The sequence below is a fragment of the Micromonospora echinofusca genome (assembly GCF_017614955.1).
Lineage (GTDB): Bacteria > Actinomycetota > Actinomycetes > Mycobacteriales > Micromonosporaceae > Micromonospora > Micromonospora echinofusca_A.
The window spans coordinates 13,746-30,828 of record NZ_WVUH01000039.1 but is presented as its reverse complement, the minus strand read 5'-3'; the positions used below and the strand labels follow the sequence as shown (position 1 = coordinate 30,828).

Sequence of the window (17,083 nt, the reverse complement as noted above, 5' to 3'; positions counted from 1 at the left end):
ACCCACCCGTTCCGTTGATCATGAAGTTATTGCCATCCACTTCGGCGTGTCGCAACAACAACTTCATGATCGACCGCAGCGTTAAATTAACGGTCGGAGGGGGAACGCGCCGACGAGGAGGGCCAGCAGGCATGAGCTACGTACGCTGGAATGACATCCGCGCTGCCCAGGTCGAACGCGCCAGCGGAGAGGACGCCATCGAGGCCGGTAAGCAGGAACTACTCGCTACCGTGATCGGGCACCGCCTCGCCGAGTTGCGCCGCACCCGAGGGCTGACCCAGCAGCAGGGAGCCGACCGGACGGGTGTCACCAAGGGCCGGGGGCAGCAGGTCGAGCAGGATGGGGAGAAGTCGCGCGCCGGCTGGTCAGCGGCCCCTGTGGTCGGACCGGACCGCTGAACCGGGGCGACTCACGAGTAGACGTCCTTGCGATGCCCGACGGCGTGAATAGTCAAATCGTCGCCGTCGAGGCAGTAGAGAACCCGGTAGTCACCCACCCGCAACCGACGCCCGGATCCGTCACGCATCTCGGTCGAGTTCTGCGGCGCAGGGTCGGAGACCAAGCCGAGGATCGCGCTCAGGACGGTCAGGAACACGTTGCGGGGCTGCTTGTGCAGCCAGACCAGCACTTCCCGGTCGATCTGGACCTTCACGCCGCCTGACCGCCGGCCCGATCAGCCAGCAGCGCTTCCACCTCACGAGGGTCGACCCCAAGCGACTCCAGGGCTGCCGACAGGGGCACGAACTCACCCTCGGCGCGGGATCGAGCGATCACCGCGGAGTCCCGGCGGTCCCGGAACGCCTCGATCTCCTCCCACTCGTCGATGCCGATCAGGACAGCCACGGGTCGTTCGTACTTGGTGATCACGACCGGTTCCCCGGTGCGCTCGACCCCCTCCAGCACCCGGCCCGCACCGTCGCGGAACTCCCGCAGGGTAATCCTCGTCATACCGCAAACCGTACCATGCGGTACCGCGCTGTCCCGATAGATCGAGCAGGGCCGGATCTCCGGGCAGGACGTGCTCTGCCGGCATGCCGCCGCCCTCGGTGTGCGCCTACACCAGGCGATCCACTTCGACGACGGGACATCGCAGCCATCGCCTGATTCGATCGGGATTACTCGTACTCCTGGCCGCAGATCGCCAGGTCGGCAAGGTCGGCCCAGGTGAGGGTGGGTAGCGGTCGCTCGCCGGGCGCCGGCTCGGGACGCAACGGCAGCACCGGACCGGGTACCGGCACACGCAGCCCGTCGGCCTCGTCCCAGCCGCCCAGCGCGCCGGCCATCCCGCACTCCAGGTAGCCGCGCGGGTCGAAGTTGTACCACCGCCGGTCGGTGGCGCGTACGCAGCCGGCGGGGCGGGGCGCGTCAACGCCGAAGTAGGCATGCTCGTCCAACGGCCCCTGGTCGGCGAAGTCGGCCAGGTCGGCGATCTGGGAGAGCACGATCCGCTCCCAGTCGGCATGGTCGGCCGGCTCGTCCACGTGGGCGAACTCTGCGGTACGCCACGAGGTGAGCAGCGGCGGGGGCGGCACCGTCCCGGCGGCGACGACCATCGCGGCCACCGTGTCCAGGTCCAGCTCGCGACGGCCGGCGAGCGGCCGGGCGACCAGCCACCAGGCCCGGAGAAACCCGTCGAGGGTACGACCGGAGTCTGTCATCCGTTCCCCGGCGTCGACGAGGCGAACGTAGAGGTCACGGTTGGTGGCGCACACGGGGCCGGGCGGCCCGTCCACCCAGTACGTCTGCTTGTGCACCACCCCGGATTCCAGCGCCAGCACCCGGGCCAGCGCGTCGATCCGGTCGTCGTACCCGCCCACCGGGTACCGGTTGCCGTTGTCGTCCTGCCGCCACACCATCCACCGGGTCACGTCCGGCACGGTAGTCACCGCCCGATAGTCATCGGGGCGCCGGTTACCCGGCGGAAGTCATCGGGGTGTTGCTTGCCGGGCTGGGCGGGGCACGATCCGCAGGCCGGCAATCTGGACGTACACCTCACGCCTGTCGACGGCGGCGCCGGCCGCGTCGAGAACGTAGCCGGTGAGCCAGCACCAGCCGTGATAGGTCGGCGCGGTGCCGACGGCGCTGACCCGCAGCCGCAACCCGCGCGAGCCGCCGAACTGCACGCTCGCCGCCGCGCCGAGCAGGACCACATCCCCGGGTACCGGGACACGACGGTTCACCGCAGCCAGCCGAGGAACCGCCGGTGCAGATCCCCGGCCGGCACCCACGGCAGATCCTGGGACGCCACGACAAGCTGCGCGCCGAGGTAGAGGGCGAGCGAGACCGGGGCGTTGTCGTACTCGGCCCGCAGCTCGGTGCGGCGGGTCCGGCAGGGCCAGGGTGCGCCGCAGCCCCCGCAGTGCCAGATCGGCAGTACCGGGCCGTGGCTGGTCACCGGCGCCACTCCGATTGCGCCTGGGATGGTAGCTGCGGCCAGTGACCCCGGTTGATCGGGATGCGGTGCCGGGCGTGGCAGGGCAACTCGTTGCCGCAGCGGCAGACCCGCCGCCAACGCTGCCAGAACCAGACCGGCCGGTGCCGCCGGGCCAGGGTCAACGCCGTGGCGATCAGGTACTCGTCGAAGCTCACCCGCCGGTTCACCCGCACCCACCTCCGGTCGAGGGATCCTCGCCACCCGTTGACCTACTGCTGTCAGGCGGCGACGCTTGGTAACGAGAATCGCATATGCGATTTGACTAGGCAAGAAGCGAAGCCGATCAGAACAGTGCTTGCATTCGCCTGTGTATCAGGGAAGACTGCGCAGCGTGACGAGTCCTACCGTTCCCCGCCGCCGGCTGGGCCAGGAGCTGACCCGACTTCGTAAGGCTGCCGCCATGACCGGCGAGCAGGTGGCCACCAAAATGGAGTGGTCATCGCCGAGCAAGCTCTACAAGATCGAAGGCGGCCGGCAGGGCATCCAGCCCAAGGAGCTACGCGAACTGCTCGGCTACTACGGCACCACCGACCCGGAGACGGTCGACGCGCTCTGTGCCCTCGCCCGGCAGGGCAAGCAGCGCGCCTGGTGGTCGCAGTACGCCGAGGCCCTGACAGATTCCTACACGACCTACGTCGGCCTGGAGTCGGCCGCGACGGAGCTGCGGGTGTACGAGTCGACCACCGTGCACGGCCTGCTCCAGACCGAGGACTACGCCCGCGCCCTGCTGACCACCGCCGCCCAGGCACCCGAGCCGGCCATGTCGGCGGCCACCATCGACAGCAAAGTCGCCGTGCGTATGGAACGACAGTCCCTGCTGGGTCGGCTACGGCTCTGGGTCATCCTCGACGAGGCAGCACTTCGCCGGATCGTCGGCGGTTCAGAGATCATGGCAGCGCAGTACGAGCGGCTGATCGAGGTCACCCGGCTTCCCTCGGTGAAGTTGCAGGTCCTGCCGCTCGGCGACACCACCAGTCCCGCCCCACCAACGAACTTCACCGTCATGGAGTTCGATGAGGGAGCTGGCCCCGACGCCGTCTACGTCGAGCTGTTGACCGGCGGAATCTTCGTCGAAGGGACTGATGTACGGCGGTATAACGTGGTGTTCAACAACCTCCGCGCCGCCGCCCTCAGCCCTGCCAGGTCCACGAGCCTGATCAAGGAGGTGGCTGCGGGGCTCGCCTGACCCCTCCGAGAAGGAGCCACCCCATGCGGCCACTCGACAACACCTGGCGCAAATCCAGTCGCAGCAACATCGAAGGCTCATGCGTCGAAGTCCGCTACGTCAACGGCATGGTCGAGGTACGCGACTCCAAAGACCCCTCCGGCCCCACACTCACCTTAACTCCACCTGCCTGGAATACCTTCATTGCAGAACGCGAACGCAAACTAAGGCAAACCGCGCAATGAATCCCTCTCAGCTCAGAGCTTAAAATACAAGCGCTTGCCAATTCCGTTGATGGCCTCGCCGAAATCTCGACGAGGCCATCAAATTCAATTAAGAGCCACCAGGAGAGCAAGGACAACGTCCATCCCCACATGTCAATTAAACGAATTCCCCGCTCATTGAGGTGATCTCAGCAAGGATCCGGGTCTAGTTCAGGATGACACGGGCATCGCGTGCATAACGAACCGCGTAGAGACAGGACGTGGGACCCCGGTAGACAGGTCTGCGACGGAATCTGATCTACCAAGAAGGACCCCACGTGATTGCCTATTGTGCCATCCTCGATGTCCCGTCCCCAGGGAACTCGTACAGCACGTGGCGCGGCTGCTACGCGCCGAGCTTCGCGCGATCGGCACCCGACCCGGTACCCGCGCTCTGACCTGCTTCCACTAGGCACTGCTCGTCCTGATGTGGTTCCACAAGGGCGAAGACAAGACCACCCTCGGGGCCGGATTCGGAGTGTCCAGGGCCACCGCCTACCGGCACGTCGCCGAAGCCGTACGCGTCCTGGCGGCACAGACGCCCACACTACACGACGCCCTGGCCCGGGTCGCCGTTGACGACTGGTCCCACGTGACCCTCGACGGGAAGCTGCTCAACACCGACCGCCTCGCTGAGACCACCGTGAGCGTGAAAGGCGAGACGATCGACGCCTGGCACTCCGGGTAACACCTCGACTTCGGCGCGAACATCCAGGCGACGATGCGCCCGGATGGACTACCTGTCTGGACCTCCGACGCGGCCCTCGAATTCACAGAGAAAACCGTTCACCACCGACGCCACCTATCAGTGATCGCATAACGGCTCACACCATGACGGGCCGCCAACTCGCCAACTTCGATTCCATTCTCAGTCATCACTTCATCTATGAATAGGCACAACTGCTCTCGCTCATCGGTGTCGATAACGCCGCCTGCCACACCCTGACTCACGCTGTTTAGTGCTAGAACGACCCTTTCAATGGCGGCGAGAATTTGCGCATCTGACGCGGCTGCCCCCAGCTGCCGTATTTCGACTTCAAAATCCGCCAGAGCCGCATCAACAGCCTCTAGAAAGCCTTCGGAATAAACGCCCAGAAACGAGGTGCAGTCGAGAGTAATCGTTCCATCAGCAACCGCACGAGCTTCTTCCGCAATTTCGTGGCGCCAGTATTCAGATGGTCTTACAGCCATGAGAAAATCCTATCATGCAGCCGTGGCGATGAGCTTGCTTCGTCGACGGTTTCAAACCCTGCAACTTCCAGCAGCCTACCTCACCGGCTTGCACGCGCTGTCCGTGACATCACCCAAGTAACGCCACCGACAGCGCGCCGCGCCCATTCGCCATCTGGAACCAACCAGCAAGGAGATCTATCCGCACCTTGATTGATTAGTCCAAAGCTAGCCGTCACTGCACCGATAGCCCTTACGGCGCCGGCGCATTTACTCGATTCAAAAGCACCCCCCCACCAATCCCACCATAATAGTTAATCAAGCTTTGCTCTTGCTGATATATGAGCTTCTCACCGCCGCCCGGCATCTCAATCCAGTCCAATTCCCGAACATCGGAAGGCTTGTATCCGGCGCTCTTCACGGCATGCTTGCTATCACTGAAAGCTCGATGAATTCTTCGGTGGATGGTGTTCTTCTTAGTGGCAGATCCAACATACACCATTCCGTCATTCATTTTGATGACGTAAACACCCTGCGTGTCGGGAACATCCAATCGACCAGTGGGCGACTGAGATCCGAACGTTCGACATCCGTTGCTATTGTGAACGAGTACGGAATTTTCGCCAGCCAGGACGTAGTACGTGTGAATACCATGAACGGTGAGGTTGTAGGCGCGGCCGACGTGGGCTGGGTCGGTCAGCGTGCCCTGGACCTCGACCGTGACGCCGGATGGGGTGAGCAGGCGGTCACCCCGGTCGAGTTCGTCCGCGCGGTCCCAACTGCGATGGGTCACATTCCAGAACGGATGGTCCTCGGTGGTGGTGAGGGCACCACCTTCGACGTCGAGCGTCTTGAGGGCGTCTTGATGGATCCAGATGTTGGTTACCTTGCGCGGACCGCGTTCGCCGGTCTCGGGGTCGACGGCCAGGACGAGGTCACCGACGCGTACCTCGCTGATAGGCTTGGTCGTGCCGTCTGCCATGAGGACTCCAGTGTCACCGCTGAAGCTGCATGCTCCACCACCTGAGGACCTTGACCCCGTGCCGCTCTTGGCACGAATCGGGCCGAGCGGTGCGGCTGGGCCACCAAGTGGCGACTCCAGGTCCGCCAGGTTTACCGACAGAAAATCAATGTAACCCTCGTAGAGTTGCTCTACCCACTGCTGACATGAGCCAGGTCGACCCATATCGTCGCAGATCTCCATGGCGAGGATTCGTTCGTCCAGTAGCAGCAGTTCGTGACTGAAGTAGGGCTCGATTTTCGCCCCAACTTTGGCGTACCAACGTCTGGTGAATTCGACGATGTCGACATCGTCGGGGACCCTGATGATGTGCCCGAGGATCCGAGTGTCGTTGCTTGTGTTGGGCTTGCTGCTTGTCTTGCCTTGACTTTCGCCCCATTCCTGGTTTTCGTCCGTGCCGCAGCCGTACGGGCATCCGCCGTCATAGCTGGGGTCGTAGCCGTAGCAGTCGACAAAGTCGAGACAGTCTGCGGGGATGAGTCCACTCGGGTCGCTCATACTGACCGGCGAGTTGTTGGCGTACGAGTATCCGTGCCACTGTTGCGGGTCGGTCAGGTCCTGGATCGGGTCGACGCTGATGAAGCGTCCGAGGCCAGGGTCGTATTCGCGTGCGCCGAGGTGCGTCAGGCCGGTCGGATCGATGTCGCCCCCGACGAAGCCCTTCGGGTTGGCCCACACGGGTTGGAATCCGCGCGGGTTGCCGAACGGAGTTTGGCGACGGTTGGTGACTGCTTGGGTGGGCACGTCAACGCTCGTGTGCTGGGTGCCTTGGTGGTCGGTGAACAACCAGTTCAGGCCGCTGGGGGTACGCGAGGCGATGAGCGTGCCGTTGAAGGAGTAGTAGCGGGTGGCGGTAACGATGGAGCTGTTGTCACGCCGGATTTCCTGGCCGGGCAGGTAGAGGGTGGTTCCGGTCGCGTCGCGGCGGATCAGCCGGTTACCGTCGGCGTCGTAGATGTTGCTACCGGCCGATGGTGCGTCGCCCGAGATGGTGTCGAGGCTGCCTTCGGCGTTCCAGCTCAGGTTCTGGGAGTTGGTGCCGGGTGGGCAGGTGTTGGCTGCTGCCCCGGTCGGGCGGCAGGTGGTGTTGCCGGTGGCGTCGTACCCGTATCGGGTGACGACAGGTGACTGCCCGGGGGCGGTGGTGGTCACCTGGGTAACGGCGTGGGGCCGGACCACACCGGGGCCGCCGGTGGGAACGGTGTAGTCACGGGTGGTGTCACCGCCGGTGGCGTGGCTGACCTCCTGGGTGCGGTTGCCCACCGCGTCGAAGGTCCAGTCCAACCAGTAGGGTGCCGGTCCACCGAGGTTGGCGACGGTCGGGGCGGCTGCGCAGTCGACTCCGGCCTTCGGGGTCCAGGCGCTGGTCAGTCGCCTGAGTGCGTCCTGGCGGAAGCACTGGGTGTCCGCCACGCTGCCTTGGGGGGACTCGGTGATGGAGGTGATGTCACCGGAGTGGCCGTAGGTGTAGGTGCGGTCGGAGATCGGTCCGGGAGAGCTTTCCGAGTCCACCACGACCTGCTTGATGCGTCGGGTGACCTCGTCGTAGGAGAACTCCTCGTTGACGTATCCGTTGGTGTCGGTGTCACGAATGGAGACGTTCAATTCGCCGTAGTCGGTATAGATCTGATTGGTGACGTAGGTGCCCCCGACGGTGGTCGTCAGGCGGATGGGCAGGCCAGTTGTCTGGCCAAAGACAGTGTCGACCGTTTCGCTCGTCAGTCCTCCAGCAGAGCCAAAGACCATGCCGTCCGGAACGCCGGTGTAGGGCGAGTAGGAGTATCCAACTCCATACTGGCCGGTGATGCCGGTGCCTTCCACCGCCGGGATGTTGTAGGTGACCGTGGTGGGCTGGTAGTCGGCGGTGAAGCCGCCGATCTGCCGCTTGTAGATGTTGGTCGAACCGGGAGGCTCGTATCGGTACGCCTCGGTCAGTTGACCCTTGGCGCCGCTGGAGAGTCCGTTGGCGTACCTGTCGTACTTCCACTGCGCCCGCAGCGCTCCGGTTGCCGAGTCGTCGCGCAGCTCGGTCTTGCGGCCGAGAGCGTCGTAGACGTACCAGAGCGCTTCGCCACGGGCGTCGGTGGTCTTTACCAGCTCGTTGAAGTCGTTGTACTGGTTGGTGGTGGCGCCCTTGTCCGGGTCGGTGAGTTGGATCTGGCGACCCTTGACGTCGAAGGTGTAGGTCCACTCGTTGCCGACGTGGTCGGCGACCTTCACCAACTGGTCTTTGGAGTTGTAGGTGTAGTGGGTCGACTGGTACGGCCCGGTGACGCCCTGGGTCGTGGTGTGCTGGCGCAAATCGGTCGTGCGGCCCTGGATGTCGTTCAGGGTGGTGGTGGCAGTCGCTCCGGCTGGTGGGGTGACCCGGGTGAGGTCCCCTTCGTAGGCGGTGGTCGTGCGCCACTTCTCCTGTACGACGGAAATGCCGTCACCCGCCAGCAGGATCTGCGCCGTGGATCGGTTGGCGTTGTCGTAGACGGTCTTCGTCATGGCCCGCACGGACCACTGCGGGACCCACCACAGCGTTCCTGACGGCGTGCTCGCCTTCAGGTACGGCTTGTAGGTGTACTCGGCACGGCCGAGCTTGTCGTAGACGGTGTCGGTAACGATCGTTCCGCCGGTCTTGAAGGAGGCGGTCTGGGTCTGTCGGGGCCGTAGCAGCGAGTCGAAGATGTGGTAGGTGGTCCGGTATTCGCCGCCCTCGTGGAGGGTCCGGGCGGTGGTGTAGGGGTAGGCGTCCCGGTTGGGGGCGAGGGTGTAGGTGTACTCCGCCGAGGGGGTCGACTCGTGGTTGGTTCTGCCCCACACGGCGCTCCAGGTGCGCCACACTCGGCCCAGCGCGTCGTAGGCGACTTCGGCGGTCTTCAGGTTCTGGTCGGTGGTCTTGGTCGTCGAGCCCCAGTACGGATTCATGTCGGCGCTGGTGACCCAGTTGTACGGAGCACCGCGGGTGGTGGTCACCTTGGTGACCGGTCCCCCGCTCGCGGGGGTGTAGGTCGTGGTGACGACGTTGCCCTTGGCGTCGGTGACGGAATCCGGTCGACCGAAGGCGTCGAAGGTCGACTGGCCGGCGGGCTGCCAGACCGTCCCGCCCGCCTGACTCCAGTCCTTGAGCTGTTCGACCTTGGTCACCGACCCGTATGTAGGTGCGGTGTCCGGGCTGGTCGCCCCGTCGTAGTAGTGACGGGTGTCGGAGATGATGTGGTCGGTGCTGCTGGGTGCGGTACCGCAGGTCAGCGCGGTGGTGGTGGTCTGCTTGACGGTCTTGATCAGGTTCGCGGTGAGGTTGCGGTTGTAGATGTGGGTGGTGCACTTCTCGTCGCCCGTATGGGCGAGGTCACCGTCTTGCTGCGCCTGGTCCAGAGTGCCGTAGGTGTCGGAGAACCAGGACTCGGCACGGGCGGTGCGCCAGCCCCGGTCGGCATCGACGCCGAGGGCGGTGGCGGAGTAGGTGATCTTCGTATCGGTGAAGCGGGCGGTGACGGTGTCGCCGTTGATGGTGCGTGACGCGGTCTCCGAGGACCGCCACGGCACGTAGACGGTCTTCGACACGGGTTTGGTGTCGGTGCCGTTGTAGACGACCTGTTCGCGGACCATACCGGCGAACTGGTCCTCGTCGTATACCGTCTCCGATCCGATGGAGGCGGGGACGGTCACGGTACGGGTGCCACCGGTTGGGTTCAGACGGTCGCCGTGCATTCCTCGCAGGTACCGCGTCTCGGTGAGCGTCTGGGCTCCGGGGACGTCACCGACCCGGGTCCGGACGGTGGCATAGCCGCGGAACTGGTTCCAGGTCTTACGGTCCGGCTTGGTCAGCCCGTCGTCGTCGGCATAGTGCCAAGCCGGCGCGCCCACGTACTGGTAGTAGGTGAACTTCGGCGGTGCCTGGTGCCCGCCGGACAGTTGGACGTCGGATTCCGAGATCGCCTCGACCCGATACTTGTGCCACCACTCAAGGATCAGGTTCTCGCCCTGCGGGTCGTTGGGGTCGATCACCTTGACCGGGTAGCAGCGCTTGTCGTTGGTGTGCGCCGCCGAGGGCAGGTTGTTTTCCGTGCACTCCGGCAGGCTGTACTCGATGTCGATCTTCAGGCCAGTGTCGGTGGTGATGTAGTCGATCCGCTGCCAGTTGCTGGTGGTCAGGGTGTCGGTGAGCACCCGGTTCGGCATGGATGTCGGCGTGAACGTCGTCGGCGGCAGGGTGACCGGCGTGCCGACCAGCCCGGCATGTTCGATCTTCTCCAGCCACAGGCCCGCGTGCAGGCTGCCGTCACCGGGTGGTGGGAAGGAGTGGGTGAGGGTCCACGAGTCCACCTCCTGCCAGGCCGGGGTGGTCTTGGTGGTGTCCCAGACCCGGGTGGTGATCTTCGCGAGCCGCTTGGTGCTCCAGAAGGTCGGCGCGTAGTTTCCCGGGCAGGACGTACCGGTGCACTCCTGGTCCCAGGGGGTGTCGGGCCAGTTGGTCGCGTTGTGGGTGCCGCAGGAACTGGTGACACACCGGTTCCCGGTGGCGAAGATGACCTGGGCGAGCGCCGTCACCGAGCGGTCGGAAGAGCCTCGGTCCCAGGTGCCGTAGTCGATCCGGTCGAGGACGCCGCCCCGGGTGTAGGACACCTCATCGGTGTCCGTGACGTTACGGGCGTACTTGTTGGTCTCCGGGGTGTACCAGTACGAGATCGTGTTGCCCCGGACGTCTACGACGTAGTCGAGGTTCCATCGCCAGACCTGAGCGCAGAACGAGTCGACGAACGTGGTCTGCCGGCAGGGCTCACCGGTGTGGTTACCGGCGACCGGGACGGTCCACGCCGAGTTCGTCGTCGACGTCTGGCCCGGCAGGCTGTGCAGGCCAAAGAAGTACTGGGTGCCGTCGGCGCCGGTCACCTTCCAGTGCTCGCCGTTGTTGTCGCCGTTCGACGCGCCGGTCAGTTTCTCGATCCGCGAGCCGTCTTCGTTGCGGGCGTGCCAGCCCTTACCCGTCTCGAAGATCAGCTCGGATCCACGGCCATTGAGACTCATCGTGGCGTTATCGGACCGCCAGCACAGGTCGGGCGTCTCGTTGGTGTTGTTGTGTGTGCCGGTCATGTCCTCGCTGCACGGCACGTACTGGCGCTCGATGTACCCGGGCCAGTACTCGAACCCCTCGCCGATCCACGACGGTTGGTTGTTGGTCACCTCCGAGCGGCCGTCGACGCTGGACGACGAGTAGGACAGGCCGACCGAGGGCGCGGACCCGCCGACCGACGGCGGCATCCGCATCGGGTACGACCAGGAGAAGTCACCTGTCGATCCGCCCGACGACCAGGTTGCCGACGGCAGCATGGGAGTGGCGCCGAAGTCACCTCCTGGTCCCGACGCCGAGGCGGTCAGGGCGACAAGCGTGCCACCCGGCATCGGCGTCGGCTCATCACCGATGATCTGGGCCTCGGTGGTGGGGGTGCCCGGCCCTCCGACCGGCGTCACCGGCACCTCAGCGGTCACTGTGCCGGTCGTGGTGTCGTTGACGGAGTGCAGGGGGATGGCAGCGCAGGTCGATGCGGCCTGGTCCTGCAAAGCGCAGGGCGGAATCTGCCAGAGGCGTAGACGCGACGCCCAGTCGCCGCCGTAGGCGTACCGGAAGTCGTCGTAGTCGACGGCCACTCGCACCGTGCCGGACCGTGGGGCGTCCTGCGGTGTGCCGACCCGCAGGATCAGGCCGTTCCGCCACCCGTTCGGTGTAGTGGCCTTGTCCAGCAGTTGCACGGTGACAGCGGTGATATCCGCACCAGTGCGGCCGGTCGACGGTTCGACGAGAACCGGGAGGGAACCTGCCTTCGCCGGGTCGCTGCGGGAGCCCTGCGCCGGCAACGTCACGCGGGCGGTGACCGGCGCTGGCCACTTCGGGGCAGGTGCCGGCACGTGCTTCTGCGGCGTGTACGGCCACGGTTTGCCACTCACCCGGACGCCGTGCGGGTTGACCTTGTCGACCTGCAACGACGGCTGCTCCGGCTCGGCCACCGCCCGATCGGGCGTAGCCACCAGCAGCCCGCCGAGAAGCAGCCCGGCAACGCCGATCGTCGTCAGGCGTGCCGATCTGCCCGCACTGCGGGACCTGCCGCCGGTCGACAGGCGACCGCCGGCACCGAATCTACCTGCCACCTTCACAGCCCTCCCACCACGATTGCCTGCGCGTCATACAGGCTCTTGACGTCCACGTCGTTCATCGCGCCCTGGAAGACACTGATGTCGTCCAGCATTCCGAACATGAAATCTCCGCCGGGGGCATCGGTGCGGCCACGGCCGACCGTCAACGCCCCCGCCGCCTGCCAAGGGCTCCACTGCCCGTGGAGAGCAGAGTCGGTTTCCGGATCCCGGTCCCCGTTGACATAGAGGCGCATCTGCTCCTTGGTGATATCGACAACCGCAACCACGTGGTGCCAGGTCTCCGACACGTTCTCCGCCGGCACGGTGACCACGCTGTCCTGCGCGGGGTCGGTGCTGGCGGCGCTCTGCCGGATCCGGAACTTCCACGCTCCACCGCCTGCCGGCGAGTAGGAGAGGTAGAAGCCGCTGCCCTGCGGACTACTGACAGTGTTGTCCTGGGCAAGAATCGTCTGTTCCCTGGTGGTGTCGCTCAACTGCACCCACACCGACAGTGTGAAGGACTGGTCGGTACGCAGCACCGGAGTGGGTTGCCAGGTGGTGTACGGCTCGCCGTCCGTACCCGTGTAGGTCCCGGCCGGCACCGCCGAACGGCCCCATTCCTCGGTGGGATTAGGGTCCCCGCCTTCCTCCGGGAAGAACTGGTTGTCCAGGTGCAGACTGTTCCCGTCACGTCCGCTGACGACGGCCGCGCCACGCTGTAGGGCAAGCCAACGGTCGAACAGAGTGCCGTCCTGTGTACCGGGGCAGAAGCTGGCGTGGTCCTGGATGACGCACGGTCCGGCTGCGGTGAAGTCCCAGCGACCGACCTCGGTGGCGGTCATGATGCCCGGATCGTTGATCTCATCCGTGCCGACAGCCTGCTTGCCGGTGAAGTCGCCCTCGACCAGCACCCGTTCGAACACCTGCACACCGGCCACAGAACCGGTCCACCATCTCGTGGCCGCGCCACCGCCGTAGCCACGGCCGACGACGAACGGCCCGGACGCCTGCCATGCCGCCGCCGGACGGGTGGTCTCCTGGACCATGACGCCGTTCACGAAGAGCCGGATCGTCCCGCTGAGCTTGTCGAACGTGCCGGCGACATTGATCCACCGGCCGACATCGCCCACGACGATCTCCTTGCTGGCCGTCGCCGACCGCAAAGTACTGCTCTCCGCCTGCGTGTCGCGCATTCCGAACGCCCAGTACGACTTCAGCGGTGACCCGGATCGCCGGACACCCAGTTCGAACCCGGCTGCGTCACTGCCCTGCTGGGTCAGCAGCGCCATGTCGGCTGTCGGCACGGCGGCGAGTTGCACCCAGGCGGACACACCGAAGGAGTCCGTCGTGTCCACCACCGGCCCTTGCGTCGCCAGTTGGGCCGAGGAGCCGTTCAGGACCGGGGTCTTGCCACCGATCAGGCGACTGTCAGTGACCCAGGTGAGGTTAGTCCCCGTCAGCGGAGTGTTGTTGACGATGGGTCCGGCCCCGTCGCTGTCGCCGGACGCCGCACGTTCGTCAAGCAGGGCGTCAGCCTCCGACCGCCCGGGCACACTCTCCAGCAGCCAGTGCGCGACGGGCTTCGCGTGCTGCTGCACGATGACCCGAACGGATGCGTCGTTGCCCGGGTTGCCGGTCGCGTCGATGGCCCTGACGTGCAGGATGTTCGTGCCGTAGCTGTACGGCGTGAGCGAGACGGTCGCGGTCTTGGTCGTGGTGCCGACAGCGGTCAACTCGCCGAAGCTCGGCGGCTGCGCAATGGTGGTGAGCAGGTCGGGCTTACCGTCTCCGGAGAAGTCCCCGGGCAGGAAGATCGCCCCACTGGTGGGAACGGTTCCCTTGAGCACACCCGAACTGTCGAGCCAACCACCAGTCCCGTTCCCGCGCCGCAACCGGACCTCACCGGTGCTGTCCGAGCGGTAGAGGATGTCAGCCTTGCCGTCACCGGAGAAGTCCCCCCGCGCGAACAGGGCACTTCCGTTGTAGTTGGTAACAGCGTCGAGCACCTCAAGCGACCCGGTTACCCAGCCACCGGTGCCGTTGCCCCGGTACATGTTGAGCGTTCCGTCCGACTTGCGGACCAGAACGTCCGCCTTACCGTCGCCACTAAAGTCACCCGGCGAGAAGAACCAGTTGAACGCCGACCAGTTCGTGCCGATCTGCACCGACAGTTGTTCCAGACCGCCAGCGGCGGTACCGCGACGCATGTAGAGGTTGTTGTTCGTCTTCTCCCGGTAGAGCATGTCTGGACGACCGTCACCGCTGAAGTCACCCGGCGTGAACAGGAACTGGCTGTTGGCCCAGTTGCCCGCGTCGAGTAGTTCCGGAGTGCCGAGGAAGCCGCCGGTGCCGTTCCCCTTGGCGATGTAGAGACTCGCATTGCCCTCCCGACGGAACACCACATCGGGCTTACCGTCTCCGGACAGATCCCCGGGGCTGAAGACCGTCCCGTCGGTCTCCCAGTTCCGCTGAACCTCGGTCGATTGGGCGTCGAACCCGCCCAATCCATCTCCGGGATGGAGGTGGGGATTCTGCAGAGGGGCGGGCGGACCGGTCCAGCTGTACCGGAACTTGGTGACATCCTGCTCGCCGGTGCTGATATCGAAGGTGATCGGCTCCCCGGGGCCGGCCACCGGCCCAGGTGTCACGGTCGGCGCGGCTGGCGCGGCCATGTCCACCCGGAACTCGCACCAGATCGACCATCCGCTCCACTGGCTGTAGGGAGCGGGGTCCACGGTCGTCACCCGGAACGCATATTTGATCTGGTCGGTCACGGCGACGGCTGCAGTGGTCGCCCGACCGTTCGCGCTGGCCGGCGCGGTCGGTGGTGCGGTCTTGCGGGTCGGGTAGGTGGTGGTCACGGCGCTCATTCCGCCGACCGTCGGCACCTCGATCCACTCGTAGGTCCCGGTCAGGGTCTGGCCGGTGTCAGCGTCCGGGTAGACCGCCGAAAAGGTCGGCGTGAGGGTGCCGATCGCAATCGAGGTACCGGAGACGCACGCCACTCCCGCAACCTGGAGGCCGGTCGGCTTACCGGGCTTGGAGTCGTAGTCGACGACCATGGCCGCGTTCTGCGGGAAGAACTTCTTCCAGCGGTTGCCGGTGCTCTCCCCGCTGCCGGTCGAGTCGTGGGCGGTGAAGCCGACCGTGATGGTGGTCCAGTTGTTGGTCGCCGCGGTCTGCACCTGCGTGGTGACCGTCGAGCCGGTCCAGTTGATGAACATGTCCGGCTGTGGGGAGTCCACGCAGCCGGTGCCCTCGTTGGCGTGCCCGGACGCGGTCGCCAGCCGGGTCTTCAGGTTCATACCGTTCCACGACGCCTTCATCGTGTGGTCGATGACCGAGGTGAGGTACATGCTGACCGGGGTGTCGGTGCAGGAGTAGGAGTGGTCGAGCTTCATCTGCACGTACGCCGACTCGATGTGCTTCCCGGCAAGCGAGCCGGACGGGCCGGTGGTCGGGAACTCGAAGAACGACCGGAACAGGTCCCCGTCGCAGGGCCCCTCGGGGCTGAGCCCGACCCGGGCCACGGTGTAGTCGGGGTTCGAGCAGTTGGTGTTGGTGGCGTACGCCCACTTGGACTTCTGCACCGACCAGGACGGGTCGACGTAGACCGGGTAGGTGACGCTCGGCGCGTCGAGCATGGTGGCGTCGGGTACCAGCTCCAGGTCACCGTCACCGGCGACCCGGGTCTCCACCTTCGCGGTCTGCACGCCGTCGCCCGGCTCGAACGCCGTCGAACGGGCCGCTTCGGTGCCGCCACCGGTGGGGACCGAGGAATCCCACATCAGCGCCGGCTGCGCCTCGGCGACGACGGTCGTCCCGGCGCGGGCCTGAAGCGACCCGTCCGTGCGCCGCAGCAGGCTGGCGTCGCCACTCACGCTGAACGAGATGGTGCGGACCGCCGGGTTGTCGGCCGCCGTGGGGGTCTTGACTACCAGGACGTGCGTGAACCCGGTGTGCGTGGCACGTACCACCAGGTCCACATCGGGCAGCACCGACGGGTACGTGGCCGCGTCACCGGACAGCACCGGGGCGGGCAGCGTGCCGGGCCAGGTGAGCTGCAACGACCTGCCGGATCGTTGCAGGGTCACCATCGGGCCGGTGCCACCGCCGGAGAAGGAAACGTCGGCAACCGAGGCCACCGGGCGCAGCCGGCCGTCGCCACCGGCCTGGAGGGTCAGGTTGATGTCCGCCCAGGAGTTGTCCGGCTTGCGGGTACGTTGCGGCACCACCGCCGAGTGGAACGTCAACCGGCCGTCCGGCTGGGCCACCACCTGCACGTACTCCGACCGCGACGCGCCCACCACCACCGGCTGCTCACAGGCGGCAGCGGTCGCCAGGGCGTCCACCTCGGACTGCTTGACGGGCTCACAGGTCGGCGTCGCCGCCGCTGCCGGCGTACCGACCGGTGCCAGCACGGCCAGGGTGCCTGCTGCCGCCACAACGGCCGTCATGGTGACGCTGGCCAGCAGCCGGGGCGGGGTACCCCGGGGTGGCGGGGCTCCTGCCACCCGGCCCGTACGGGGCGCCAGAAGGGTACGGACACGGTGCAGCAACGGGAGCCTCCCACGGGGAACTGAGCAAACGAGTCGGGACGCTATCCCGACATCGACCCCTGGCGCTGCTCTTGACTTTTGGGCGCAGTTCTCTATGAACTGAATGTCACAAGAAGTTGACCCATGGCAACGAATCGCAGGTCAAGCCGCCGAGCAGGCAAGATCACCAACGGTCACCCGATTCGGAGCATCCGAGAGCCCAGGATCGATCGCTTGCCTGTGACCCAGATAACACAAAGATGTAACTGGTTCGCCACCCAGCGTCCCACTGCCTGGACCAGATCCACCACGCCTCGGACGGTCTCTCCTGCTGACGGGTCGCACCAACCGACCAGAGCCGGCCGCAGA

13 protein-coding genes and 1 pseudogene are annotated in these 17,083 nt (G+C 65.8%); 5 read left to right on the top strand and 9 right to left on the bottom strand.

All coding sequences use genetic code 11. From position 1 onward, the window contains the following. The first annotated feature begins 131 nt into the window (after positions 1-131). Positions 132-398, top strand: a complete 267-nt coding sequence (locus GSF22_RS07515) for a helix-turn-helix domain-containing protein (RefSeq protein WP_208812225.1) — start codon at positions 132-134, stop codon at positions 396-398. 11 nt (positions 399-409) lie between these two features. On the opposite strand, the gene GSF22_RS07510 is transcribed toward GSF22_RS07515, so the two are convergent. Together GSF22_RS07510 and GSF22_RS07505 are read right to left on the bottom strand one after the other, a co-directional pair. Then, positions 410-652, bottom strand: coding sequence for a type II toxin-antitoxin system RelE family toxin (locus GSF22_RS07510; protein WP_208812223.1), 243 nt, complete (start codon positions 650-652; stop codon positions 410-412). Then, positions 649-948 carry a type II toxin-antitoxin system Phd/YefM family antitoxin gene (locus tag GSF22_RS07505; RefSeq protein ID WP_208812221.1) on the bottom strand — a complete coding sequence of 100 codons (300 nt, stop codon included), beginning with the start codon at positions 946-948 and terminating at the stop codon, positions 649-651. Before GSF22_RS07505 ends, GSF22_RS07510 begins: the two co-directional genes overlap by 4 nt. Positions 949-988: 40 nt before the next feature. Here GSF22_RS07505 and GSF22_RS07500 point away from each other — a divergent pair. Beyond that, positions 989-1,084 (top strand): annotated as a pseudogene (locus tag GSF22_RS07500) (helix-turn-helix domain-containing protein); the annotation flags it as partial. Between the two features lie 31 nt (positions 1,085-1,115). Here the strand turns inward: GSF22_RS07500 and GSF22_RS07495 are convergent. Genes GSF22_RS07495 through GSF22_RS07480 form a run of 4 tightly spaced genes read right to left on the bottom strand, consistent with a single transcriptional unit; the run spans position 1,116 to position 2,601 of the window. Continuing rightward, positions 1,116-1,886, bottom strand: coding sequence for a hypothetical protein (locus tag GSF22_RS07495; protein ID WP_208812219.1), 771 nt, complete (start codon positions 1,884-1,886; stop codon positions 1,116-1,118). A 39-nt stretch (positions 1,887-1,925) separates the two neighbouring features. Continuing rightward, the gene (locus tag GSF22_RS07490) at positions 1,926-2,180 is read right to left on the bottom strand and encodes a hypothetical protein (protein ID WP_208812217.1); all 255 of its coding nucleotides are present in this window, start codon (positions 2,178-2,180) and stop codon (positions 1,926-1,928) included. Further along, on the bottom strand, positions 2,177-2,395 hold the full coding sequence (locus GSF22_RS07485) for a hypothetical protein (protein WP_208812215.1): 219 nt from the start codon (positions 2,393-2,395) through the stop codon (positions 2,177-2,179). Before GSF22_RS07485 ends, GSF22_RS07490 begins: the two co-directional genes overlap by 4 nt. Further along, positions 2,392-2,601 (bottom strand): hypothetical protein, encoded by a 210-nt coding sequence (locus GSF22_RS07480; protein WP_208812212.1) that lies wholly within the window; start codon positions 2,599-2,601, stop codon positions 2,392-2,394. Before GSF22_RS07480 ends, GSF22_RS07485 begins: the two co-directional genes overlap by 4 nt. 164 nt (positions 2,602-2,765) lie before the next feature. Between GSF22_RS07480 and GSF22_RS07475 the strand changes: the two genes are divergently transcribed. The 3 genes from GSF22_RS07475 (at position 2,766) to GSF22_RS07465 (ending at position 4,550) form a co-directional block, all read left to right on the top strand. Then, positions 2,766-3,620, top strand: a complete 855-nt coding sequence (locus tag GSF22_RS07475) for a helix-turn-helix domain-containing protein (RefSeq protein WP_208812210.1) — start codon at positions 2,766-2,768, stop codon at positions 3,618-3,620. Between the two features lie 23 nt (positions 3,621-3,643). Then, a complete protein-coding gene (locus GSF22_RS07470; RefSeq protein ID WP_208812208.1) occupies positions 3,644-3,844 on the top strand; it encodes a DUF397 domain-containing protein in 201 nt (66 codons plus the stop codon). 445 nt (positions 3,845-4,289) lie between these two features. Continuing rightward, positions 4,290-4,550, top strand: coding sequence for a hypothetical protein (locus tag GSF22_RS07465; RefSeq protein WP_208812206.1), 261 nt, complete (start codon positions 4,290-4,292; stop codon positions 4,548-4,550). A 98-nt stretch (positions 4,551-4,648) separates the two neighbouring features. Here GSF22_RS07465 and GSF22_RS07460 read toward each other — a convergent pair whose 3' ends face one another. The 3 genes from GSF22_RS07460 to GSF22_RS35615 all read right to left on the bottom strand — a co-directional run bounded on the left by GSF22_RS07460 (position 4,649) and on the right by GSF22_RS35615 (position 16,690). Continuing rightward, positions 4,649-5,053 carry a hypothetical protein gene (locus GSF22_RS07460; protein ID WP_208812204.1) on the bottom strand — a complete coding sequence of 135 codons (405 nt, stop codon included), beginning with the start codon at positions 5,051-5,053 and terminating at the stop codon, positions 4,649-4,651. Positions 5,054-5,285: 232 nt separating this feature from the next. Further along, entirely contained in the window at positions 5,286-12,197 is a 6,912-nt protein-coding gene (locus GSF22_RS36105; protein ID WP_208812202.1) for a polymorphic toxin-type HINT domain-containing protein, read from the bottom strand. Further along, on the bottom strand, positions 12,194-16,690 hold the full coding sequence (locus GSF22_RS35615) for a LamG-like jellyroll fold domain-containing protein (protein ID WP_208812200.1): 4,497 nt from the start codon (positions 16,688-16,690) through the stop codon (positions 12,194-12,196). Before GSF22_RS35615 ends, GSF22_RS36105 begins: the two co-directional genes overlap by 4 nt. Positions 16,691-17,083 lie beyond the last annotated feature (393 nt).

What these genes read in the sequence shown, in the direction of transcription:
- GSF22_RS07515 (WP_208812225.1), top strand. Translation starts at nt 132, where the DNA reads ATGAGCTACGTACGCTGGAATGACATCCGCGCTGCCCAGGTCGAACGC.
- GSF22_RS07505 (WP_208812221.1), bottom strand. Translation starts at nt 948, where the DNA reads ATGACGAGGATTACCCTGCGGGAGTTCCGCGACGGTGCGGGCCGGGTG.
- GSF22_RS07470 (WP_208812208.1), top strand. Translation starts at nt 3,644, where the DNA reads ATGCGGCCACTCGACAACACCTGGCGCAAATCCAGTCGCAGCAACATC.
- GSF22_RS07465 (WP_208812206.1), top strand. Translation starts at nt 4,290, where the DNA reads ATGTGGTTCCACAAGGGCGAAGACAAGACCACCCTCGGGGCCGGATTC.
- GSF22_RS07460 (WP_208812204.1), bottom strand. Translation starts at nt 5,053, where the DNA reads ATGGCTGTAAGACCATCTGAATACTGGCGCCACGAAATTGCGGAAGAA.